The organism is Tenacibaculum sp. M1.3A, assembly GCF_057732375.1.
Genome location: NZ_JBYJEF010000007.1, coordinates 148,238 through 171,988, shown reverse-complemented (window position 1 = coordinate 171,988; position 23,751 = coordinate 148,238). Strand labels below are relative to the sequence as shown.

Here is a 23,751-nt window from a genome sequence, read left to right as displayed (position 1 = left end):
TTTTTATTGTATTTTTGTGGTAATGAGAGATAAAAAAAAGCAATTAAAAGTAACTTTTTTAGGTACAGGAACTTCTACAGGCGTTCCAATGATTACAAGTAAGCATCCTGTAGCATTGTCTAAAGACTCGAAAGACAAGCGATTGCGTTCTTCAATTATAATTTCTTGGGATGCTATAAATTATGTGATTGATTGTGGACCTGATTTTCGTCAGCAAATGATACGTGAAAATGTGGAGTCGATAAACGGAATTTTATTTACCCATGAGCATGCCGATCATATTGCTGGTTTAGATGAAATAAGACCGTATTGTTTTCAAATAGGAGCTGTGCCTATTTATACATCAGAAAGGGTTTTAGCGGTGCTTGAAAAGAGATACGATTATATTTTTGCTACTGAAAACAGGTATCCTAGTGCGCCAAAAGTAGCTTCTAATATTATTTCTCATCACCAAAGTTTTTTTTTAGAGGATGTGAAAGTTACGCCCGTTGAATTATTGCACGGCCGATTGCCAATTTTAGGGTATCGCTTTAATGATATAGCGTATCTTACAGATATTAAAACAATATCCGAAGCAGAAAAAAAGAAATTAGCTAATTTAGATGTGCTAATTGTAACAGGACTTCGTAAAGAGCCTCATGCAACACATTTTAATTTAGAGGAAGCATTGGCTTTTATAGCAGAATTAAATCCGAAGAAAGCATATTTAACGCATATTAGTGAGTTGTTAGGCTTGCATGAAGAGGTGGAAAAAGAGCTGCCAGAAAATGTGTTTTTAGCATATGACGGATTAACAATATAAAAGCGTATTATATATTTTGATACTGTGATTGATTTAAATTACTATAATTAAGCAGCAATTTTAAAAGAGCTCCTTATTTTTACATAAAATACTAGTTGAATGAAAATAATTATATCTCCGGCAAAGTCCTTAGATTTTGAAAACAAAGCGAATACCGATGTATATACACAGCCACGATTTTTAGAACAATCAAAAAAATTAAACAATAAATTAAAAACACTTTCTCGAAAAAAGTTGAGTGATTTAATGAAGATTTCTGATGACTTGGCAAGTTTAAATTATGATAGAAATCAAGATTGGCAAACACCGTTTGAAATTGAAAATTCAAAACAAGCCATTTATTCTTTTACGGGTGAAGTTTTTAGAGGTATTGAGGTAACAACGCTTTCTGAAGATAAATTACCGATTTTGCAAGACAGACTTCGAATTTTATCTGGTTTATACGGATTGTTAAGACCATTGGATTTAATTCAGCCGTATCGTTTAGAAATGGGTACCAAGTTAAAAATAGGAAGAACAGAAAATCTATATCAATTCTGGAATACTGATTTGGCAGATTCTTTAAATGCCGAATTAAAAGATAACGAGTTATTAATTAATTTAGCAAGTACAGAGTATTTTAAAGCTTTGCCAAAAAAAGTTTTAAAAGTGCCCATGATAACGCCTGTTTTTAAAGATCTTAAAAACGGAGAGTATAAAACGATTATGACCTATGCTAAAAAAGCACGAGGCTTAATGGTGCGTTATATTATTGAAAATGATGTAAAAACAATAGAAGCGTTAAAAGGTTTTGATGTTGATAATTACAGGTTTTCTGAAGAAATGTCTACTAAAAATGAATTATTTTTCACTAGATAAAATGAGAAAAGTAATAATTAAGCTGATAAAATTATGTGGCGTGCTAACTTTCTTAGTATTGCTTGTTATTTACTTATGTAATTTTTTAGTTGAAAAAAAAGCAGCAGATAAAATATATACAAGTGTAAATGAAATACCCGAAAACAAAGTAGGTTTGGTTTTAGGTACAAGTAAATATTTAGTAAGTGGACAAGTAAATTTGTATTATAAGTACAGAATAGATGCGGCAGTAGAATTATACAAGTCACGTAAAATAGAATATATAATCGTTAGTGGAGATAACGGTACAAAGGAATACAATGAACCGTCTAGGTTTAAAAACGATTTAATAAAAGCCGGGATTCCTGAAGATAAAATTTTTTTAGATTACGCGGGTTTTAGAACGCTAGATTCTGTGGTGCGTGTAAAAGAAATATTCGGCCAAACTTCTGTAACTGTTGTGTCGCAGCAATTCCATAATGAAAGGGCTATCTATTTAGCAAATTACTTTGGTATTAAAGCAATCGGTTTTAATGCCAAAGGTGTTTCTCGTAAATACGGATTTAAAGTTCATTTACGAGAGTATTTAGCAAGGGTTAAAGTTTTTGTTGATATCGTACTAAATGTGCAGCCTAAATTTTTAGGAAAACCTATTGAAGTAAAGTAGTTTAACAAGCAGCTAAACCAACCGTAACAGCCAAACCACCTTCTGAAGTTTCTTTATAATTACGGTGCATGTCTTTTGCAGTTTCCCACATCGTATCAATTACTTTGTCTAAAGGAACTAAAGATTCTTTAGGGTTTGTTTCTAATGCTAACTCAGCAGCATTAATCGCCTTAATCGCTCCCATAGCATTGCGTTCTATACAAGGTATTTGAACCAAGCCACCAATAGGATCGCAAGTTAAACCTAAATGATGTTCCATGGCTATTTCGGCAGCAACCAAGCATTGTCCTGGTGTTCCTCCTAAAAGCTCTGTTAGCGCAGCAGCGGCCATTGCCGATGAAACACCAATTTCTGCCTGACAACCGCCCATTGCAGCTGATATTGTTGCGTTCTTCTTAAAAATACTTCCTATTTCACCAGCTACTAATAAGAATTTTTTAATATGTTCAAAATCAGCTTCGTGATTTTCAATCACTAAATAATACATTAAAACTGCAGGAATAACACCTGCGCTTCCGTTTGTAGGAGCGGTTACAACTCTACCTAAAGCAGCATTTACTTCATTAACGGATAAAGCCAAACAGCTTACCCATTTTAATATTTCACGAAACTTTACCTCAGTACTTCTAATAGCAGTAATCCATTCTTGCTCGTTCGTGTACTCGGCATCTTTAATTAATTTTGTATGTGTGCCAAATGCTCTGCGTTTTACATTTAATCCGCCAGGTAAAATTCCTTCTGTATGGCAGCCAATATACATACATTCTAACATCGTCTCCCAGATACGTTTTAATTCAGTATCAATTTCAGTAGAAGATTTTAAGACTAATTCATTTTGGTAAACAATGTCAGAAATATTTTTTTGTTGTGTGTCACAATACGCTTCTAATTCTGTAGCTCTATTTATTGGGAACGGAAAATTTTTCTTGTTTATTTCGGTATCTGAAGGTGCATCTATTTCTTCCTGAATAACAAAACCTCCACCGATTGAATAATAAGTCTCACTTGAGATTTCTTTACCTTTAGAGAATGCTTTAAAGGTTAGTCCGTTAGAGTGAAACGGTAAAAAATCTTTATTAAAAACGATGTTTTCAATAGAGAAAACAATGTTCTTTTCTGCATTAAAATGTAAGCTTGTTGTTTCTTTTATTTTCTGAATAATAGTATCGATATTTTCAACAGGTACATACTCAGGATCTGTACCACTTAAGCCTAATAAAATGGCTAAATCAGTTGCGTGACCTTTTCCTGTTAAAGACAAAGAGCCATATAAATCTATTTTAATACCATCAACGGTATTAAAAAGATGTGTTTTTTTTAATTTTTCAATCCATTCTTGAGCTGCTCTCCAAGGGCCCAAAGTGTGGGAGCTTGAAGGGCCAACGCCAATTTTCAGCATATCAAAAACACTAATAAACTGCGACATAAATATAGTTTGTTTGTTGATGGCTAAAATAGAAAAAGTCCTGTATTAAAATCAATACAGGACTTTTTTTTATAAAAAATGTATTTTTTACATTCCGTAAACAGATTCTTTACCAAATTTCTTAGCTAACATGTAGTAAAATACAGCACGGTATTTATTTCTTTCAGACTTTCCTATTTTTTCTACAACTTCGTTAATAGCCTTATCCAATTCAGGGCCATCAGGCAAACCTAATTTTTTCATTAAGAAGTTTTTCTTAACAGTTTCTAATTCTTTTACATCAGTACCAGATACCGTTTCAGCATCTTTTTTATAAATTGAAGGACCTAAGCCTTTGGTTACTGCTTTTAATAAATCAAGGTTAGAAGGAAGATTTCTATCATCCATAAATTTTTTATACAATGCTACTTTTTCGTCAAATTTACTCATGATTTTTTATTTATAATTAGATGCGAGTTTTTTTGTAAAACTTTCATACTTCCAAATATAGAAAAAAAAATGGTTCTTTCAAATAAGAAAACTGAATAACTAAAAAGAGCAGCATATTGTTAATTAAATTGTTGAAAACAAAAACAGTTAATCGTAAATAGGCACTGTTCTTGTAGTACATTTATATACATTCAAATATGTAGTTTATGTCGATATTGAAATTTGAATCTATGTTGAAAACTAACGATGTGTATTTTTTTGACGCTGTTGAGTTTGAGGCGATCATCGAACATTATTTAAATATAGCCAAACATTCTTTGGCTAAAAAAGCGGTGCAATTAAGTTTAGAGCAACATCCTACCTCTATTCAATTAAAATTAATGAAGGTAGAAATTCTAGTTTTCGAAAATGAATTAGAAGAGGCTACCAAAATGCTTCGTGCTATAGAAGCTGTTGAGCCTCATAACGATGAGGTTTTTATTCAAAAAGCATTAATTTTATCTAAAAAGAAGAAACACCTTGAGGCTATCATTGTATTGAAAGATTCTTTAGATTTCATAGAAGATCCTGCCGATATTTGGTCGATGCTAGGAATGGAATATCTGTATTTAGATGATTTTGAAAACGCACGTGTAAATTTTGAGAAGTGTGTTGAGGATGATTATGAAGATTATTCATCGTTATACAATATTGTGTATTGTTTTGATATGCAAGAAAAAAATGTAGAAGCAATAGAGTTTTTAAACGATTACGTAGATAAAAATCCGTATTGTGAAATTGCTTGGCATCAATTAGGAAAGCAGTATTCTGAATTAGGAATGCATAAAGAGGCGCTGACTTCTTTTGATTACTCTGTATTAATTGATGAAAGTTTTATTGGTGGATACTTAGAAAAAGCAAAAACCTTAGAAGAGTTAAATAACTATGAAGAGGCTATAAATAATTATTTAATAACGTTGGAGTTAGATGATCCTACCGCTTTTGCTTACATAAGAATAGGAAAGTGCTATGATAAATTAGAAAATATTCAGACCGCAATTCATTTTTATAAGAAAGCAGTTCATGAAGATCCTTTACTAGATAAAGCTTGGATGTTATTAGCAAGTGCTTATTATAACGATAACAACTTTCAGAAAGCTTTGTATTATGTAAATAAGGCAATAGAAATAGATGATATAAATGCGCTTTATTGGAAAATGTCAGGAGATATCAATTTAAAGCTTAATTTTTACGAAGAAGCTGTAAAATCTTTTTACACGTGTATTGATCTAGGAAACCAAGAGTTAGAAATTTATACTGGATTAGCTGATATCTTATTGTTTTTAGGCAGTTTTGAAGATGCCTTAAAAATAGTAATCAAAGCGAAAAAAATACACAAAGAATTTGCTGAGATAGAATATCGATTATGTGGTTTATTTATGATTCTTGATAAAGAAGATTATAGTTTAACACATTTAAAAAATGGACTAGCGATCGATTATAAATATCATTCAATTATAAAAGAATTGTATCCTTCGGTTTATGAGAATAAACACATTCAACAAATATTATTGAGTTACAAGAAGGCTATTAAATGATAAAAAACCCTTAAAATAAATTTATTTTAAGGGTTTTTACTTTCTAAGAAATACGTTTCCAAATTTTTGTTAAAATATAAACACATACTAAGGTGAGTACAGATAAACCAGCAGCTAATAGGGTGTTGCCGTAAATCCAATTACCAGTGGCAAATAAGAAGCTATATACACCAATAGTACCTGTTATAAATCCTACTATTTTTATACCTATATTTTTAAATTTATCTTCTCCATCGAAAATTAAGGCTTCAAATTTATGAATGGTTTTCGCATCACTAGGTTGTGTTAAAAGAGTTACTAAAATCCATCCGATAGTTGTAATAACAACGCCAATTATCAATTGCCAATAACTAGCGATTTCGATAAAAGGATTTTCCATTTTTCCGTTGATAAAAAAGAATACAGCAATAACAAAAGAAATAGCCATTGCAGCAATTTCACTATACGGATTTATTCTACTCCAAAACCAACGTAAAATAAATAATAAGCCTGTTCCGGCTCCGATTTGTAATAATAAATCAAAAACGTCTTTAGCAGATTGTAGGTAAAAAGAAAATAGCGCAGCAGACAGCATTAGTAAAACAGTTGATATTCTACCGACGACTACTTTTTGTTTTTCAGAAGCACTTTTGTTGATGAAACGACTATAAAAATCGTTTACTAAATACGAGCTTCCCCAGTTTAATTGAGTTGAAATGGTGCTCATAAAAGCAGCAATTAACGAGGTTAATACAATTCCTAACAATCCGGCAGGCAAATAAGTCATCATTGCAGCATAACCAACATCGTGCCCTTGCATTTCAGGAGATAAGCTAGGAAATGCTTGATTCATACTTTCTAAACTTGGGAAAATCACCAAAGAAGCCAATCCAACAATAATCCAAGGCCAAGGGCGTAATGCATAATGTGCAAAATTGAAAAACAAAGTTGCCCAAGTAGCATTTTTTTCATCTTTAGCAGCAAGCATTCGTTGCGCAATATAACCACCACCACCAGGTTCTGCGCCAGGATACCAAGTACTCCACCATTGCACCGCAAACGGAATTAAAAATAAAGTGATTAAGGATTCTGTATTCGAAAAATCAGGAAGCATGGCTAGCTTATCACTCACGTTAGGGTGACTTAGTAAATTAGATAAGCCGTTTATTTCAGGTAAGTTGATGATGTAAATAGTGGCCCAAACCGAACCAATCATCGCAATTATAAACTGAACAAAATCGGTAAGTAAAACGCCTTTTAATCCACCTAAAGAAGAATAAATGACAACAATAATAGACGAGTATAACAGTATTTCAGCTTGTGAGATACCTAATAAGATATTGGCGATTTTTGCGCCTGCCAAACAGACTCCAGCCATGGTAATAATATTAAAAATAACGCCCAAATAAATGGCTCTAAATCCTCTTAAAAATCCTGCCATTTTACCAGAATAGCGTAATTCATAAAACTCTAAATCAGTACTAATTCCAGATTTGCGCCAAAGTTTTGCATAAAAGAAAACAGTAAGCATACCAGTAAGTAACATTGCCCACCAAACCCAGTTTCCTGAAACGCCGTTTTTACGCACCAATTCGGTTACCAATCCAGGAGTGTCGGCTGCAAATGTAGTAGCAACCATCGAAACACCTAACAACCACCAAGGCATATTTCTACCCGATAAAAAGAATTCAGTACTGCTTTTACCTGCAGATTTAGAAGCCCAAAGACCTATAATTAAGGAGAGTATAAAAAATCCGATGATAATAGAATAATCTAGCGCGGTTAATGTCATGTAGTTTTTATTTAAAAAAGCTAAATGTAGTTAAATATTATGATACGTTAAATTTCAATTGAAATGAAAAATGATTTTGTATATTTATATATAAAATGACTTAAAAGCATTAAATTTGATGTTCGTCTTATGGGAAAAATAAAAAAAATAGCAGTGATGACTTCTGGAGGAGATTCTCCTGGAATGAACGCCGCAATCAGATCGGTTGTAAGGACTTGTGCATATTATCGTACTGAGTGTATGGGAATCTATAGAGGGTATCAAGGTTTAATAGAAGGGGATTTGGTGCCGTTTACAGCGAGAAGTGTAAATAATATCATTAATAAAGGAGGTACTATACTTAAAACCGCACGATCTAAAGAGTTTATGACAAAAGAAGGCCGAAAAAAAGCCTACGAAAGTTTAAAAGAGAACAATGTTGATGCTTTAGTTGTTATAGGAGGTGATGGTTCTTTTACAGGAGGAGTTGTTTTTAATAAAGAATTTAACTTCCCAGTAATAGGAATTCCAGGAACGATAGACAATGATATCTATGGAACAACGCATACCATAGGCTACGATACTGCATTAAATACCGCAGTTGAAGCAATAGATAAAATTAGAGATACGGCATCATCACACAACCGACTTTTCTTTGTTGAGGTGATGGGAAGAGATGCAGGTTTTATAGCTTTAAATGCCGGAGTCGGAGCAGGAGCAGAAGAAATTTTAATTCCAGAAGAAGATTTAGGATTGGAAAGGATGTTAGAGTCTTTAAAGAAAAGTAGACGTACAGGAAAGTCGTCAAGTATTGTAGTGGTTTCTGAAGGAGATAAAACAGGTAAAAATGTTTTTGAATTGGCAGGTTATGTAGAAAAAAACTTACCAGAATATGAAGTAAGGGTTTCCGTTTTAGGACACATGCAAAGAGGCGGGGCGCCAACGTGTTTCGATAGAGTTTTAGCAAGTAGGTTAGGTGTAAAAGCAGTTGAGTTATTGCTAGATGGGCAAACGAATTTAATGGTTGGTTTACAAAATAACATGGTGGTTGCTACCAATTTAGAAAAAGCAATAAAAGGTCATAATGACATAGATATGGAGTTGCTAAGAGTCTCTGATATTATGACAACATAATTTTAAATAAGAATATTAAATAGTAAAGTGATGATAAAAATAGGAATTAACGGATTTGGAAGAATAGGTAGATTAGCTTTCCGTTCTGCGATGAAAAGAAACAATGTGCAAGTAGTGGCCATTAATGATTTGTTAGATGTAGAGTATTTAGCCTATTTGTTAAAGTATGATTCGGTTCATGGTCGTTTTGATGGTGAAGTAACGGTAAAAGACGGTAACCTAGTTGTAAACGAACAAATTATTAGAGTATCAGCTGAAAGAAATCCAGAAAATTTAAAATGGAATGAAGTAGGAGCTGAATATGTTATTGAGTCAACAGGTTTTTTTACAGATCAAGATAAGGCGGCGTTGCATATAAAAGGAGGTGCTAAAAAAGTAATTATTTCAGCGCCATCAAAAGATGCTAAAATGTATGTAATGGGTGTAAATCATGCTGAGATGAAAGCCGATGAACTTATCGTTTCTAATGCTTCTTGTACAACAAACTGTTTAGCACCATTAGTAAAAGTTATTAATGATGCTTACGGATTAACGGAAGGATTAATGACAACTGTTCATGCAGCAACATCTACTCAGAATACTGTTGATGGACCAAATAAAAATTGGAGAAGAGGGCGTTCTGTAATAAATAATATAATACCTACTTCTACAGGAGCAGCAAAAGCGGTAACAAAAGTAATACCATCTATGGATGGTAAATTAACAGGAATGGCAGTAAGAGTTCCTGTAGCTGATGTTTCGTTAGTTGATTTAACTTTTAAAACTGAAAAAGCAACGTCATTAAAAGAAATTATGGCAACTTTTAAAGCTGCTTCAGAAAACGAATTTAAAGATATTATAGGCTACACGGAAGACGAAGTTGTTTCTCAAGATTTTGTATCTGAAACAAGAACTTCTGTTGTTGATGCTGAGGCAAGTTTAGAGTTAAATGCAAACTTCTTTAAAATTATTTCTTGGTATGATAACGAGTTTGGTTATGCAACGAAGATTGTTGATTTATTAGAGTATTCAGCATCTTTATAATAGAAGATAAGATAAAAAATATTAATTCCCGCTTATAGCGGGAATTTTTGGTTAATTTTAAAACGATGGAAATAGCAATTATAGCACACGACGGAATGAAAGCAGAAATGGTTCAGTTTTTAAATGAACATAAAACCATTTTACTTCAAAAAAACATATCATTAGTATCAACAGGAACCACAGGTTCTAAAGCTGAAAAAGCAGGTTTTAAGGTAACAAAGTTCTTATCTGGTCCTTTCGGTGGTGATGCCCAAATAGCAGCAAGAGTTGCTGAAGGTAAATGTAATATGGTATTGTTTTTTAGAGATCCAAATGAAAAACATCCGCACGAGCCAGATATTACAATGTTATTGCGTTTATGCGATGTACATGATGTTCCGTTAGCAACAAACCCTGCAACCGCAGAGCTGTTAATGAAGGCTATTTAGAATAACTTTACATTCATATAAGAAAAACCCGAAACAGTTTGTTTCGGGTTTTTTATGGTGGTTTTTAATGTTTTCGCTAATGTTGAGAATATGGTTCTGTTTTAATGAATTATATTCAGCGTTAGCGAACGTTAATAGAAAATAAGTTTAGAATCAAACTAAATTTTAGCTGTTACTTAATCGCAATCATACTAATTTCAACGTTTACAAACTTAGGTAAATTGGCAACTTCAACAGTTTCTCTAGCAGGCGCAGTAGCTTCATTAAAATAAGTAGCATACACGCTATTTATTTTAGAAAAGTTATGCATATCAGAAATAAAAATAGAAGATTTTACAACGTTTTCAAAAGTCATTTCAGCAGCAACTAAAACTTCTTTCATGTTTTCCATAACTTGTTTTGTTTCAGATTCAATAGAATCCATAACTAATTCACCTGTTTCAGGATCTAAGGCGATCTGACCAGAAGTATATAATGTGTTTCCGCTTAAAACTGCTTGGTTGTATGGGCCAATAGGAGCAGGAGCTTTACTTGTAGATATAATTTTTTTCATCTTATTTACTGATAAATTTAAAATTGATTGAGTATTCTTTTTTTTTAGAATAAAGCTCTATCTGGCGGCTTGTTTTTATCCCATTTTAAGTCACTTAAAACAGATGATTTTACTCCGATAAAGAAATTATAAGAAGAGTTTATACCAAAAGGAGTCCAATTAAAATTCAAGCGCCAACTATCTAAATCTCTAGAAAAAGAAAGTCTTGTATAAGTAAAAGCGTTCTCTTTAACGTCATAACCAGATGAAAAGCCAACGTTCCATTTAGGTGTTAATTCTACGTTTCCGCTAAACATTAAAGAATTACTACCAACGCTACTTGTAAGTCCGTTATCTGAATAGTTTAAGGCGTAAGCTAAATTTAGTGTCCATGGTATTTTAGCACCATATAGTTTTGTTTCTTTCGTTTCGCTTTTATTCTGTTTGCTATTTGGGTTGTTAGGAAAGCCATTTGTAGGCGACATGTTTTCTCCAAATAAATCAGGAGTATCTTGTGCACCATTCCCCGTGTTTTTAGACGCATCTTTATCTCCTTCTTTTTTCTTTTCAAAATCTTTACTAGATAAAGAATAGTTGGCGGTAACACCAAAGTTAGTAAGTCTTAAAATATTAGCATTAAACTTATTTATTCTTTGTCCTTCGCTATTCACCTGATAAGGGTCGAATCTTGCGGTGGCATTTAAAGCTAGTTTATCTTTAAAAAGTCTGGTACCTGCATTTGCACTAACAGGACTCCATCGTAAACTATCAGCAGCTATATTGTAACTACTGCTAAAATTTAAATTATTAAGAATGGTGACTTTTTTATCTTCTTCGTCACTATCGGGATCTTTTGGAGCAACTTTAGCTTCTAATACATTATTAAGAGAAATACCGATAGAGTTTGAAACACCACTTCCTGGTCTGCCGTATATACCTCCCTCAAAAGGAGAATATGTAAGCAAATCGGTAGGGTCTGAACTTTGTTGTACTTGTAAGTCGTAATTTTCAGCAAAATCAGGCCTATATCCATAAGAAATAGAAGGTCTAAAGGTGTGTCTTATCGCTTTTAGTCTACCTTTTTTAAAGTTAAATGTTCCGTAGATATTTGTGGATAAAGAAACACCTAGATTATATTCGTTAAAACGGTTAAAGCCACTAATAGTATCGTTTACAACAGCTCCTAAGTTACCATCTGAGTTTGTAAGTGTAGGGTCATATTTTTTATTAATCTTATCAAAATACCAAACATCTTTATAGTTAACACTTGGTGATAATGTAAAATATTTAAAAGCCTTTAAGTTTGTGTTTGTACTTAAACTGTGTTGAATCCCTTTTTTTGCAGTTTGAAACATCTTATCAGTAAAAAACTCGTCATCAGTCGTATTTATTTGATACTGGCCTTGCATACTGTAGTTTAAACCCATTTTTTGAATAGGATTGGTTTTAATTCCGTTCTTACCTGCAAAGGGGTAAATACGATCCATATTTAATTGCAAAGATGGAAGCGTCATTGTTATTTGTTCTGTATTGGTGTTTTGAGAATGTGTTGCCGTTACATTTATATTAAATGGAGTACCAACAAATTTTTTGTAATATGAAATAGAAGAACTTAAGGTGTTTGTTAAAAACTGAGAGTTGTTAAATTCATTTAAAGATTGCCTATAGTAAGTACTACTACCTAAGTTAACAGAAGCAGAAAAACGAGAGTTTGGACTCGATTTAGTATCTTGGCTATGGCTCCAGCGAAGATTAAAGTTAGAGGATTTACTGTAGTTACTTAGTCCTCTAATTCCTTGAATTATATTTTCATAACGAATACTAAAATTACCACTAAATTTATAACGAACATAGTAATTAGAATCAGCTCTTAATCCCCAACTTCCGTTGGTGTAAAGATCTCCTAAAACAGTTAAATCAAAATAATCACTTAAAGCAAAGTAGTATCCACCGTTTTGTAAAAAGAAACCTTGACTGTTACTATCACCATATGAAGGAATAATAAAACCAGAGGTTCTTTCATTAGTCATAGGAAAATACGCAAAAGGTAAATATACAGGCGTAGGAACATCAGCTAAAACTAAATTACTACCACCTACAATTATTTTTTTACCAGGAACTAGTTTTGCTTTACTTGTTTGAATATAATAATCCGGGTTTTTCTTTTTTGAGGTTGTAAAACGAAGTCTACGCATGTAAATCGTAGAATCATTTACACGTTTTGTTTTTTGAGCATAGGTTATAATTTCACCCTGTACGGTTTTTACACCGTAAACTAGTGCTTTTTTTGTTTTAAAGTTGAATAAAATGGAATCTTGCTCAGATTCTTGATTACCTTGTTTAAATACGGGACGTTGATGATAACCTAAGCTGTCTTTTATTCCTTTAGCATAAACAGTATTGTTCTTATAATCTAAAACAATTATCCCAGCCTTTAAATCAATATCAGTATAAATTACCTGTGCTTTATTATATAAGGTTACAGTTTTATTTTTTGCGTTTTGTATTGTGTAATCTTCTGCGTTGTGTGTAATAATTCCTTCAATAACCTCTTTGGGTTTAATCGAATCGCTTACAATCGAATTATTTTTTAGGTTTAATAAATCGCCTTTTTTTAAATCAATCAAACTATCTTTTGAGATATTTAAAATTGGCTTTTTCTTAGATTTTTGAGCAGGAATTCCTTTTTTATCAAAATCTTGAGCTACACTTAATTGAAAACAAAAAAGGCAGGAAATTAAAAGTATGTAAGTTAGATTTGTTCGCAATGTTATAAATACTATTTTTGTGTTATATTTAAAAACTTTGGCGTACTATTTGAATGCCTAAATATAAAATCCAAAAATAGTTAAATTTTATTGATGCAATTCTTAAAATTACGTAAATATAATCACTTGAAAAATTATTTTTTATTTTTAACCACAATATGCATGTTATTGGGGTTTACAACAGCGCTTTCTGCACAGAAAAAATATACTATTGTTTTAGATGCAGGTCACGGAGGAAAAGATCCTGGTAATATAGGTAATGGTTATAAAGAAGCTAAGGTTGCTTTAAGAATAGCTTTAGATGTAGGTAAAGAATTATCAACAGCTAGAGATGTTGAAGTTTTATATACGAGAGAGAAAGATGTTTTTGTAGAGCTACATAATAGGGCAAAAATTGCAAATACTAAAAAGGCAGATCTATTTGTTTCTATTCATTGTGATGCTTTTCATAAGTCAGAACCAAACGGAGCAGGAACATTTGTTTTAGGATTAAGCGGGAATAAAGAAAATTTAGAAATATCTAAACGAGAAAACGCTGTAATTTTATTAGAAGATAATTATAAACAAAATTATGATTATGATCCTAATTCGCCAGAATCAGTTATTGGTTTATCAGTACTTCAGGAAGAAAATTTAGATAACAGTTTGGGTATTGCAAGTTTTATTCAAAGCAATTTTGTTTCTATTAAAAGAGTAAATAGAAAAGTAAAGCAAGCTAATTTTTTAGTATTAAGAGAAACAGTAATGCCTAGTGTTTTAATAGAATTAGGTTTTTTAACGAATAAAAAAGAAGGTAAATTCTTAAATACAAGAGCTGGACAGATAAAAATGGCAAAAGCAATTGGTGATGCTATTAAAAAATATGTAGACAGATTAAAGTTAAATACGATTCAGAATACCGTAATAACTAAAGATGAAGAGAAAAATCCGATAGAAAAAAAGATTGTAAAAGAAGTTAGTGAGCCTAAAAAAGTAGTTGAGGTTGCAAAAGTAAATGCAGCAACAGAAAAAGTTGCTACTGACATTACGAGTGATAAAATACAACCATCAGGAATTGCTTTTAAAGTGCAAATTGCAGCATCAAAAAGAAAGTTAAATAAAAATAATTTTAACTTTAGAGGACTAGAAAATATTGAATCTATTTTTATAGATGATTATTACAAATATTATTACGGAACTTCATCTAGTTTTGTAGATGTTAAAAAGACTTTAGTTGCTGTTAAGAAATTAGGATATAAAGGTGCTTGGGTTGTTGCTTTTAAAGATGGTAAGAAAATTTCTATCAAAGAAGCATTGAAAAACCTTTAATTTAGAGGTGTTCTACATTTATACTCTCAAAATTATTACTATTTTCGTGCTATAACTTTTTTATATGTCAAAAGAACTTAAAACAGGTATTGTTGTTGTAATAATTATAGCTGTATTTATATGGGGATTCAACTTCTTAAAAGGTCAGGATTTATTTAGTGGTAGTAGCCGGTATTTTTATGTAGAATACAAAGATATTAACGGGTTAAATAAAGCTAGTGCTGTAACTATTAACGGCTTAAAGGTTGGTCGTGTTGATGATATTTCATTTAAAACAGCTCCAGGAAAGCAAGGTGTTTTATTGGTTAAAATATCATTAGATACCGATTTTAGCTTCTCTAAAAACAGTATTGCCAAAATTTATTCAGCGAGTTTGATGGGGGGGCAAAGTTTAGCTATTGTTCCGACATACAGTGGTGAAACAGCTGTTTCAGGAGATTATCTTATTGGAGAGGTAGAATCAGATATCTTTTCTTCAGTAGGGGAAAAATTAAATCCGATTCAATCTAAACTACAAAATGTATTGGTAGGAGCTGATACTTTGTTAACAGGATTAAATACCGTTTTAGATGAGAAATCAAGAAAAAGCTTAAATAGAAGTATTCTAGGTTTAGAAAGAACAATTTCTGATGTTCGTAAAACTTTATCATCAGTTAACACATTGCTATCTGATAATAAAGAAAACTTAAACTCAACCTTAGCAAATACTAAAAAAATTACTGATAATTTTTCTAAAATATCTGACGATTTAGCAAAAGCTAATTTAGGAGAAACAGTTAAGGAGTTAGAAGCTACATTAGCAAATGTAAATGGTTTATTGGCTAATATGAAGGCTGGTAAAGGAACTTTAGGTAAGTTAATGACCGACGATAAAATGTACATAAACTTAACCAATGCCTCTAAGGAAATGGAAGAGTTGTTACGTGAAATGAAATTAAATCCGAAACGATTTGTTCATTTTTCATTATTTGGTAAAAAAGCAAAGCCATATAATGAAGTAAGTAATACCGAAAATGTAAGTGCGAAGTAACTTATAACTATTAAAAAATAACAAAACTTAATACTTAAAGAACGATGGAGAAATACATGCCTAACATCTTTTTTGCAGCTATTTTAATTGCGGGAATAGGGTTTTTTGTAATGAATGTTCGAAAACTTGTCCGAAATATAAAATTAGGAAAAGATATAGACAGAACGGATAGAAAACCTGAGCGTTGGAAAAATATGGCTAAAATAGCCTTAGGACAATATAAAATGGTGCGTCGCCCAGTTTCTGGAATTTTACACGTAGTAGTTTATGTAGGTTTTATTTTGATTAATATCGAAATGTTAGAAATCGTTATAGACGGTTTATTTGGTACACATCGTGTTTTTCAACCAATCTTAGGAAATGCCGTTTATGGATTCTTAATTGCTAATTTCGAAATTTTAGCAGCGTTAGTTTTTGTAGCTGTTGTTATTTTTTGGTTGCGTAGAAATATCGAAAAAGTAAAGCGTTTTTGGAATAAAGAAATGACGGGGTGGCCAAAGAATGATGGAAACATTATTTTGTATTTCGAAATGGTTTTAATGTCGTTATTCTTAATAATGAATGCTACGGATGCTGCTTTTCAAGAAGCAGGAGCCGGAAATGTAGTTTCTCAATTTATAGCGCCTTGGTTTTCTAGGTTTTCACCAGAAGCATTACACACTATAGAAAAATCAGCTTGGTGGGTACATATTATAGGTATTTTAATTTTCTTAAACTACTTATACTATTCAAAGCACTTACATATTTTATTAGCTTTCCCAAATACATTTTTCGCGAATTTAAAGCCAAAAGGACAGTTTAATAACCTAGAAGCCGTTACGGCTGAAGTAAAAATAATGATGGATCCAGATGCAGATCCGTATGCAATGCCAGAAGAAGGAGCAGAAGAGGAAGTGCCAGCAAAGTTTGGTGCGTCGGACGTTACCGATTTAAACTGGGTACAGTTAATGAATGCATATACGTGTACAGAATGTGGGCGATGTACATCTTCTTGTCCTGCAAGTTTAACGGGTAAAGAGTTATCGCCTCGTAAAATTATGATGGATACCCGAGATCGTTTAGAGGAAGTAGGTAAAAACATCGATGCGAACAACGGTATATTTAAAGATGACGGAAAGCAGTTATTAAACGATTATATTTCTCCAGAAGAATTATGGGCGTGTACAAGTTGTAATGCTTGTGTGCAAGAATGTCCTATAGGTATTGATCCTCTATCTATTATTATGGAAATGCGTCGTTATTTAGTAATGGAAGAATCTGCAGCTCCACAAGAGTTAAATGCAATGATGACCAATATCGAAAATAACGGAGCACCTTGGCAGTATAGTCAACAAGATAGATTAAACTGGAAAGACGAAGATTAATCAATACATCAATTTGGCAGTATAACTATTGTCAGTTCGAGTAATTTTTTACGGTAGGATAAAATTATATCGAGAACAAACAAATAAAAAGTTCAACGCTTAAAAATATAAAATTATGAACGTACCAACAATGGCAGATATGATGGCTCAAGGAAAACAACCAGAAGTATTGTTTTGGGTAGGAGCAGCTGGAAGTTATGATGATAGAGCAAAGAAAATAACCAAATCGTTTGTAAAAATATTAAATACCGCAGGTGTAGATTTTGCTGTGTTAGGTACTGAAGAAAGTTCAACTGGTGATGCTGCTAAGCGTGCAGGAAATGAGTTTTTGTTTCAAATGCAAGCAATGACAAATATTGAGGTTTTAAATGCGTACGAAATAAAAACAATAGTTACCTGTGATCCACATTCATTTAATACATTAAAAAATGAATATCCTGGGTTGGGAGGTAAATATGAGGTATATCACCACACGCAGTTTATTAGTAAATTAATAAGCGACGGTCGTTTATCTATAGATGACGCTAATTTAAAGGGAAAACGAGTTACTTATCACGATCCTTGTTATTTAGGTCGCGCAAACGATGTATATGAAAGTCCGCGTGCTTTAATTCGCAGTTTAGGTGTTAAAATGACAGAGATGAAGCGTAGTAAGTCTACTGCTTTATGCTGTGGTGCTGGTGGCGCACAGATGTTTAAAGATGCCGAAAGAGGAGACAAAGAGATAAATATTTTAAGAACAGAAGATGCTTTAGAAACCAATCCTCAAATCATCGCAACCGGTTGTCCTTATTGTAACACAATGATGACTGATGGTGTAAAGTTTAAGTTAAAAGAAGATCAAGTAGTTGTAAAAGATATTGCCGAGCTAATTGCAGAAGCAAATAATTTATAAAATAAAATATAGCGAATAATTCTCGACTGCGCTCGAACAGACACCAAAATATGTCTTGTCGAGCGCAGTCGAGAGGTTTTAATCAAAATTTAAAATGATAAAAAACTATATAAAAGCAGCACGTTTACGAACCTTACCATTATCTATTTCAGGAATTGTAGTGGGTGCTTTTTTAGCAAAATTTTCAGTGCCTCTTATACGAGGAATTGAATTTGACGGACTTTTAGATGTTGATTTTTTGAATGAAAAAAACTATTTAATTTTTATTCTTGCGATACTAACAACTATTGGTTTTCAGGTTTTATCAAACTTTGCAAATGATTACGGAGATGGTGTAAAAGGAACAGACGATAATAGAGAAGGAGAAACTCGTATGGTTTCATCGGGCGCAATTACGCCAAAACAAATGAAAACGGCCATGATCGTTACCGGAGCAATAACTTTGGTAATCGCACTTTTACTTATTTATGTTTCTTTCGGAGAGGATAATTTTTTGTATTCAGTGATTTTCTTTTTATTAGGAGTCACATCTATCGTTGCGGCAATTAAATATACCGTAGGTAAATCAGCCTATGGTTATAGCGGTTTTGGCGATGTTTTTGTCTTTATTTTCTTCGGATTTTTAGCGGTTGTAGGAACCTATTTTTTATACACAAAACAGTTAAATTTGGTTGTTTTTTTACCAGCAATAACTGTCGGTTTACTAAGCACAGCGGTTTTAAACTTAAATAATATGCGAGATCGTGTAAACGACGCAAAGGTTAACAAAAACACATTAGTAGTTAAAATAGGTGCAAAATTTGCCAAGAAGTATCATTATAGTTTACTTATTCTATCGCTTATAACTGCAATATTATATGTGTTAATAAACTACCAATCTCCATGGCAGTTTTTATTTTTAATAGCCTATATACCAATAGTAAAACACTTCATATTTGTGTATAAAAATAAAGAAGAAGTACTGTTAGACGGCGAATTAAAAAAAGTAGCATTAAGTACATTTTTGTTTGCAATACTATTCGGGTTAGGTAATATTTTGTAAACAGAAAAAACAATTTTAAAGAACAATTATGAAAACAATAAAAATAATTTTAGGAATCGTTTCTGCTTTAGTAGTTGTGTTTTTACTAACAGGAGTAGTTATTACCGAGGTTACTTATACCGCCGAAATAGAAATAGATAAGCCACTAAACGAAGTTTTCGAAAACGTAGCCAATGTCGATTTAATGAAAAATTGGTTGCCAGATATTAAGTCTATCGAAGTAATTGAAAAAAAAACAGGAATAATAGGAAGTACTTATACTGTTACTGCGGTAAATAACGGACAAGAAATAAAAATGATTCAGAAAATCACGGCTTATATTCCGAATCAAAAAATTACCTATCAGTTCGATTCAGCTCAAATGATAAAAACAGATGATTTTAACTTTATCGCCAACGGAAATAAAACAAAATTAGTCCAAAATTGCAGTGTAAATAGTAAATCATATATGACCGCTTGTTTGTTTCCTTACTTTAAAGGAACCTTTAAAGAGTTAAGTTTAGGCTATATGAATCAATTAAAAACAACGCTAGAAAAATAATTTTATGGGCGTTCGAGCGGGCTTTATATTACAATCTTTTGCTCGTGCCTCACAAAAGGATTTTCACTGCAATCCCTAACGCAAACCAATAATCAGTTAAAATGATAACAGCAACCTATCATAAACACATTCTTAATTTTAAACAAGCCAGCGGAACGTCTCGCGGAGTTTTAAAAACCAAAGAAACTTGGTTTATAAAGTTATCAAAAAACAGCAAACAAGGTTTTGGAGAATGCGGATTGTTTAGAGGGTTAAGTGTTGATGATACACCAAATTACGAAGAGAAACTAAAATGGGTTTGCCGAAATATTAATTTGGGTTTAGTAACCTTATTGGCAGAAACGATTCGCTATCCTAGTATTCAATTCGGATTAGAACAAGCGTTTTTATCTATAGATGCTAAAAATCCGTTTGAATTATTTCCATCAGATTTTACGAAAGGAAAACAAAATATTTCTATCAATGGATTAATTTGGATGGGCGATAAATCTTTTATGCAACAGCAAATAAAAGATAAACTACAACAAGGATTTTCAACAATAAAAATGAAAATTGGTGCAATCGATTTTGATACAGAAATCAATTTGTTAAAATCGATACGAAAAGAATTTTCATCAAAAGAAATCACTTTGCGAGTAGATGCAAACGGAGGATTTACACCAGAGAACGCTTTAGGAAAATTACATCGACTGGCTGAATTAGAAATTCATTCCATCGAACAGCCTATAAAACAAGGGCAATGGCAAGAAATGGCAGCTTTGTGTGAAAACACACCATTACCAATTGCTTTAGACGAAGAGTTGATAGGTGTTTTTACATCCGAAGAAAAAGAAAAATGCATCCAAACCATAAAACCGCAATACATTATTTTAAAACCGAGTTTAGTAGGTGGATTTAAAGGAAGTGAAGAGTGGATTTCTATAGCCAAAAAATACAATGCCGATAATTGGATTACGTCAGCATTAGAAAGTAATATTGGGTTAAACGCCATTGCACAATGGACCTATACATTAAATAACCCATTACCTCAAGGTTTAGGAACTGGTAGTTTGTTTACCAATAATTTCGAGAGTCCGTTAGAAGTTTTAAACGGAACTTTAGCATACAATCCATTAAAGAAATGGCAATTTAATTTAGACTAAAGTCATTCTGAACTTGTTTCAGAATCTCATTATATTTATAACATATGAATTTTATACAGCAAGCATATAAAGGGCGAAACGATTGGGTTTATTATTTAGCGGGTATTTTGTTGGTTATATTCGGTTGGCAATTTATAGGTATTATTCCTTTGTCAGTTGTAGCGGCATTGTATTCGGCTGATTTTGCTGAATTTTCTCGTGCTGCAAATGATAGCTTTATGAGCTTAGGAATCAATAAGAACTTATTTTTGTTTTTAATGATATCCATGTTTGCTATCGGTTTGCTTTTTTTATTCTTAACAATAAAGTATATTCATAAAAGAGCTGTAAAAACTGTAATAACAAGTAGAGAAACTATTGATTGGAATCGATTTTGGTTCGGATTTATTACTTGGGGAATTGTAGCTGTAAGTATTACATTATTGGGCATTTTTTTAGAACCAGAACATTACACATGGAATTTTAAACCGCTTCCGTTTTTTACTTTAGTAGCAATTTCTTTTTTGTTTTTGCCATTGCAAACAAGTTTCGAGGAATTGTTATTTAGAGGTTATTTTATGCAAGGAATAGGAGCTTGGTTTAAAAACCGATGGATGCCTTTAATTATAACTTCATTAGCTTTTGGTTTGTTACATGGTGCAAATCCTGAAGTTGAAAAATTAGGCTATATTTCTATGGTATTTTATATAGGAACAGGTTTCTTTTTCGGAATTGCAACTTTAATGGACGAAGGAACTGAATTAGCCTTGGGTTTACATGCCGTAAATAATATTATGGCAGCTTTTTTAGTAACTACCGATTGGATGGTTTTTCAAACAGATGCTTTATTTATTGATACTTCTGAGCCTTCGGTTGGTTCTGAAATGTTTTTATCTGTTTTTGTATTGTATCCGTTGCTGTTGTTTTTGTTTTCTAAGAAATACGGTTGGACAAACTGGAAAGATAAATTGATTGGTAAAATAGAAAAGCCATTATAAATAGAATCGTTATAGTTTATTTATTATCTTTTCTTGATGGTATATATAATTCGTCAACCTGAACTTGTTTCAGGTTCTCATAATAAGAAGTTATTTTTAAGTGATGAGATTCCGAAATAAATTCGGAATGACGTGAAAAGTATAATTATGACAGGAAAATAAAACCTAACGTCATTACTAGGTAGAAGAACGAAGTAATCTCTAACTTGAGATTAGTTTATTTTAGTAAAAATAGATACATGAAAAATCAGTTTCATAAAAATTTTAAATTAAACGGATCATCATTTTCATCCGAAGAAGAACTGCTTGCTTTTTCTGAAAATATTTCAAGTTCGGTAACTTCTTTTTTAACGGATTGGTTTAATGAAAAGGATTTTGTAATTGTACAAACATCGGGTTCTACAGGAAAACCAAAACCAATACAACTGCAAAAAGAGTTTATGAAAAACTCGGCTTTTGCTACAGGAGACTTTTTTGGTTTAAAAAAAAATACAACAGCATTGTTGTGCTTGTCTACCGATTATATTGCGGGTAAAATGATGTTGGTACGAGCTTTAACTTTAGGTTGGCAGTTAGATATTGTTCAGCCAGATTCTAGTCCGTTAAAAGGGATAGAGAAGCAGTATGATTTCTCTGCAATGGTTCCGTTACAGCTAAGAAATTCGTTGAATGAATTACATAAAATAGATCAATTAATTGTTGGCGGTGGCGTAGTCTCAAGTGATTTAATTTCAGCGATTCAAAATATTTCTACAAAAGTATTCGCTACTTACGGAATGACAGAAACGATTACACATATTGCTGTTAAAAAATTAAATAACTTCACGTCATTGCGAGGAGCAACGACGAAGCAATCTGTTTATAAAACACTTCCAAATGTTTTAATAAGTCAGGATGATAGAAATTGCTTAATAATCGAAGCTCCAAAAGTAACATCAGAAATAATTACGACAAATGATGTTGTAAAACTTGTTTTAAAAACCGAGTTTGAATGGTTAGGACGTTACGATAATGTTATAAATTCGGGCGGAATAAAACTACATCCGGAGAAAATAGAAGAGAATTTATCAGAAATTATTGATCAACGTTTCTTTGTAGCAGGAATTAAAGATGAAGTTTTAGGAGAAAAGTTAATTCTTATTATAGAAGATGTCACTTCGAGCGGAGTAGAGAATTTTTTGTTATCAAAAATTAAAAAAGAGGCATCACTTGCTAAATTCGAAATCCCTAAAGAAATTTATTTTCTTCTTCAGTTTATAGAAACGGAAACAAAAAAAATCCAACGAAAAAAAACGTTGGATTTAATTGAATTTTAAAATATTTATTTGGTTATTACATAACCATACTGTGATATACATTTTGTACATCATCATCATCTTCTAATTTTTCTAAAAGCTTTTCAACATCAGCTTGCTGTTCTTCTGAAAGCTTAGTAGTAGTAGTTGGAATTCTTTCAAACCCTGAAGAGATAATTTCTACATTACCTTCTTCAAAATAAGATTGAATAGCGCCAAATTGTTCAAATGGAGCATAGATAATTATTCCTTCATCATCATTAAATACTTCTTCAACCTCAAAATCGATTAATTCTAGTTCTAACTCTTCTAAATCGACTTTAATATCTTCTTTTTTAACAGTAAAATTACAAACACGATCAAACATAAAAACTACGGATCCTGATGTACCTAAATTACCATCACATTTATTAAAAATGGCACGTACATTCGCTACAGTTCTATTATTGTTATCGGTTGCCGTTTCTACAACGATAGCAATACCATGCGGAGCATAACCTTCAAATAAAGCTTCTTTGTAATCGCTTGTATCTTTATCGGCAGCCTTTTTAATAGCGCGCTCTACATTGTCTTTAGGCATGTTTGCAGCCTTTGCGTTTTGCATTACAGCTCTTAAACGCGAATTTGTATCAGGATTCGGACCTCCGTCTTTAATTGCCATTACAATATCTTTACCAATTCTGGTAAATGTTTTAGCCATTGCAGACCAACGCTTCATTTTACGTCCTTTTCTAAGTTCGAATGCTCTTCCCATTTTTTAAGTTTTGTTTATTCAACGGCAAAT

General features: G+C 32.2%; 22 protein-coding genes. 16 read left to right on the top strand and 6 right to left on the bottom strand.

Annotation, left to right across the window (positions count from 1 at the left end):
- The first annotated feature begins 22 nt into the window (after positions 1 to 22).
- The 3 genes from AC28QF_RS11620 to AC28QF_RS11610 all read left to right on the top strand — a co-directional run bounded on the left by AC28QF_RS11620 (position 23) and on the right by AC28QF_RS11610 (position 2,306).
- Positions 23 to 802 (top strand): MBL fold metallo-hydrolase, encoded by a 780-nt coding sequence (locus AC28QF_RS11620; protein WP_488201878.1) that lies wholly within the window; start codon positions 23 to 25, stop codon positions 800 to 802.
- 99 nt (positions 803 to 901) lie between these two features.
- The gene (gene yaaA / locus AC28QF_RS11615; RefSeq protein WP_488201879.1) at positions 902 to 1,660 is read left to right on the top strand and encodes a peroxide stress protein YaaA; all 759 of its coding nucleotides are present in this window, start codon (positions 902 to 904) and stop codon (positions 1,658 to 1,660) included.
- Between the two features lies 1 nt (position 1,661).
- On the top strand, positions 1,662 to 2,306 hold the full coding sequence (locus AC28QF_RS11610) for a SanA/YdcF family protein (RefSeq protein ID WP_488201880.1): 645 nt from the start codon (positions 1,662 to 1,664) through the stop codon (positions 2,304 to 2,306).
- 1 nt (position 2,307) lies between these two features.
- Here the strand turns inward: AC28QF_RS11610 and AC28QF_RS11605 are convergent, their stop codons facing one another.
- Positions 2,308 to 3,732, bottom strand: coding sequence for an L-serine ammonia-lyase (locus AC28QF_RS11605; RefSeq protein ID WP_488201881.1), 1,425 nt, complete (start codon positions 3,730 to 3,732; stop codon positions 2,308 to 2,310).
- Between the two features lie 87 nt (positions 3,733 to 3,819).
- Entirely contained in the window at positions 3,820 to 4,161 is a 342-nt protein-coding gene (locus tag AC28QF_RS11600; protein ID WP_488201882.1) for a DUF2853 family protein, read from the bottom strand.
- Positions 4,162 to 4,391: 230 nt separating this feature from the next.
- On the opposite strand from AC28QF_RS11600, the gene AC28QF_RS11595 reads away from it, so the two are divergent.
- Entirely contained in the window at positions 4,392 to 5,738 is a 1,347-nt protein-coding gene (locus tag AC28QF_RS11595; RefSeq protein WP_488201883.1) for a tetratricopeptide repeat protein, read from the top strand.
- A gap of 43 nt (positions 5,739 to 5,781) precedes the next feature.
- Here the strand turns inward: AC28QF_RS11595 and AC28QF_RS11590 are convergent, their stop codons facing one another.
- The gene (locus AC28QF_RS11590) at positions 5,782 to 7,509 is read right to left on the bottom strand and encodes a sodium:solute symporter family protein (protein ID WP_488201884.1); all 1,728 of its coding nucleotides are present in this window, start codon (positions 7,507 to 7,509) and stop codon (positions 5,782 to 5,784) included.
- A gap of 129 nt (positions 7,510 to 7,638) precedes the next feature.
- Here AC28QF_RS11590 and pfkA point away from each other — a divergent pair, with 129 nt between their 5' ends.
- From pfkA to AC28QF_RS11575, 3 genes are all read left to right on the top strand, one after another.
- Positions 7,639 to 8,622 carry a 6-phosphofructokinase gene (gene pfkA / locus AC28QF_RS11585; RefSeq protein WP_488201885.1) on the top strand — a complete coding sequence of 328 codons (984 nt, stop codon included), beginning with the start codon at positions 7,639 to 7,641 and terminating at the stop codon, positions 8,620 to 8,622.
- Positions 8,623 to 8,652: 30 nt separating this feature from the next.
- Positions 8,653 to 9,645, top strand: coding sequence for a type I glyceraldehyde-3-phosphate dehydrogenase (gene gap / locus AC28QF_RS11580; RefSeq protein ID WP_488201886.1), 993 nt, complete (start codon positions 8,653 to 8,655; stop codon positions 9,643 to 9,645).
- A 65-nt stretch (positions 9,646 to 9,710) separates the two neighbouring features.
- Entirely contained in the window at positions 9,711 to 10,073 is a 363-nt protein-coding gene (locus AC28QF_RS11575) for a methylglyoxal synthase (protein ID WP_488201887.1), read from the top strand.
- Positions 10,074 to 10,245: 172 nt separating this feature from the next.
- On the opposite strand, the gene AC28QF_RS11570 is transcribed toward AC28QF_RS11575, so the two are convergent.
- Both AC28QF_RS11570 and AC28QF_RS11565 read right to left on the bottom strand, forming a co-directional pair.
- Complete coding sequence (locus AC28QF_RS11570; protein ID WP_488201888.1) at positions 10,246 to 10,626, bottom strand: Rid family detoxifying hydrolase; 381 nt, start codon at positions 10,624 to 10,626, stop codon at positions 10,246 to 10,248.
- A 44-nt stretch (positions 10,627 to 10,670) separates the two neighbouring features.
- Positions 10,671 to 13,373: a putative LPS assembly protein LptD gene (locus AC28QF_RS11565; protein ID WP_488201889.1), complete on the bottom strand. Its 2,703-nt coding sequence runs from the start codon at positions 13,371 to 13,373 to the stop codon at positions 10,671 to 10,673.
- 126 nt (positions 13,374 to 13,499) lie between these two features.
- Here AC28QF_RS11565 and AC28QF_RS11560 point away from each other — a divergent pair, with 126 nt between their 5' ends.
- The 9 genes from AC28QF_RS11560 (at position 13,500) to AC28QF_RS11520 (ending at position 22,988) form a co-directional block, all read left to right on the top strand.
- The gene (locus tag AC28QF_RS11560) at positions 13,500 to 14,681 is read left to right on the top strand and encodes an N-acetylmuramoyl-L-alanine amidase family protein (RefSeq protein WP_488201890.1); all 1,182 of its coding nucleotides are present in this window, start codon (positions 13,500 to 13,502) and stop codon (positions 14,679 to 14,681) included.
- A gap of 64 nt (positions 14,682 to 14,745) precedes the next feature.
- Positions 14,746 to 15,711: an MlaD family protein gene (locus AC28QF_RS11555; protein WP_488201891.1), complete on the top strand. Its 966-nt coding sequence runs from the start codon at positions 14,746 to 14,748 to the stop codon at positions 15,709 to 15,711.
- Positions 15,712 to 15,755: 44 nt separating this feature from the next.
- A complete protein-coding gene (locus AC28QF_RS11550) occupies positions 15,756 to 17,075 on the top strand; it encodes a 4Fe-4S dicluster domain-containing protein (RefSeq protein ID WP_488201892.1) in 1,320 nt (439 codons plus the stop codon).
- Between the two features lie 115 nt (positions 17,076 to 17,190).
- Positions 17,191 to 17,970: a (Fe-S)-binding protein gene (locus AC28QF_RS11545; RefSeq protein ID WP_488201893.1), complete on the top strand. Its 780-nt coding sequence runs from the start codon at positions 17,191 to 17,193 to the stop codon at positions 17,968 to 17,970.
- Positions 17,971 to 18,064: 94 nt separating this feature from the next.
- Positions 18,065 to 19,012: a 1,4-dihydroxy-2-naphthoate octaprenyltransferase gene (menA, locus tag AC28QF_RS11540; protein WP_488201894.1), complete on the top strand. Its 948-nt coding sequence runs from the start codon at positions 18,065 to 18,067 to the stop codon at positions 19,010 to 19,012.
- 28 nt (positions 19,013 to 19,040) lie between these two features.
- Positions 19,041 to 19,553: an SRPBCC family protein gene (locus AC28QF_RS11535; protein WP_488201895.1), complete on the top strand. Its 513-nt coding sequence runs from the start codon at positions 19,041 to 19,043 to the stop codon at positions 19,551 to 19,553.
- A gap of 101 nt (positions 19,554 to 19,654) precedes the next feature.
- Positions 19,655 to 20,695 carry an o-succinylbenzoate synthase gene (locus AC28QF_RS11530; protein ID WP_488201896.1) on the top strand — a complete coding sequence of 347 codons (1,041 nt, stop codon included), beginning with the start codon at positions 19,655 to 19,657 and terminating at the stop codon, positions 20,693 to 20,695.
- A 44-nt stretch (positions 20,696 to 20,739) separates the two neighbouring features.
- Positions 20,740 to 21,672 (top strand): CPBP family intramembrane glutamic endopeptidase, encoded by a 933-nt coding sequence (locus tag AC28QF_RS11525; RefSeq protein WP_488201897.1) that lies wholly within the window; start codon positions 20,740 to 20,742, stop codon positions 21,670 to 21,672.
- Positions 21,673 to 21,911: 239 nt separating this feature from the next.
- Positions 21,912 to 22,988, top strand: coding sequence for an AMP-binding protein (locus tag AC28QF_RS11520; protein WP_488201898.1), 1,077 nt, complete (start codon positions 21,912 to 21,914; stop codon positions 22,986 to 22,988).
- A 16-nt stretch (positions 22,989 to 23,004) separates the two neighbouring features.
- On the opposite strand, the gene AC28QF_RS11515 is transcribed toward AC28QF_RS11520, so the two are convergent.
- Positions 23,005 to 23,721 (bottom strand): YebC/PmpR family DNA-binding transcriptional regulator, encoded by a 717-nt coding sequence (locus AC28QF_RS11515; RefSeq protein WP_488201899.1) that lies wholly within the window; start codon positions 23,719 to 23,721, stop codon positions 23,005 to 23,007.
- Between the last annotated feature and the right edge of the window lie 30 nt (positions 23,722 to 23,751).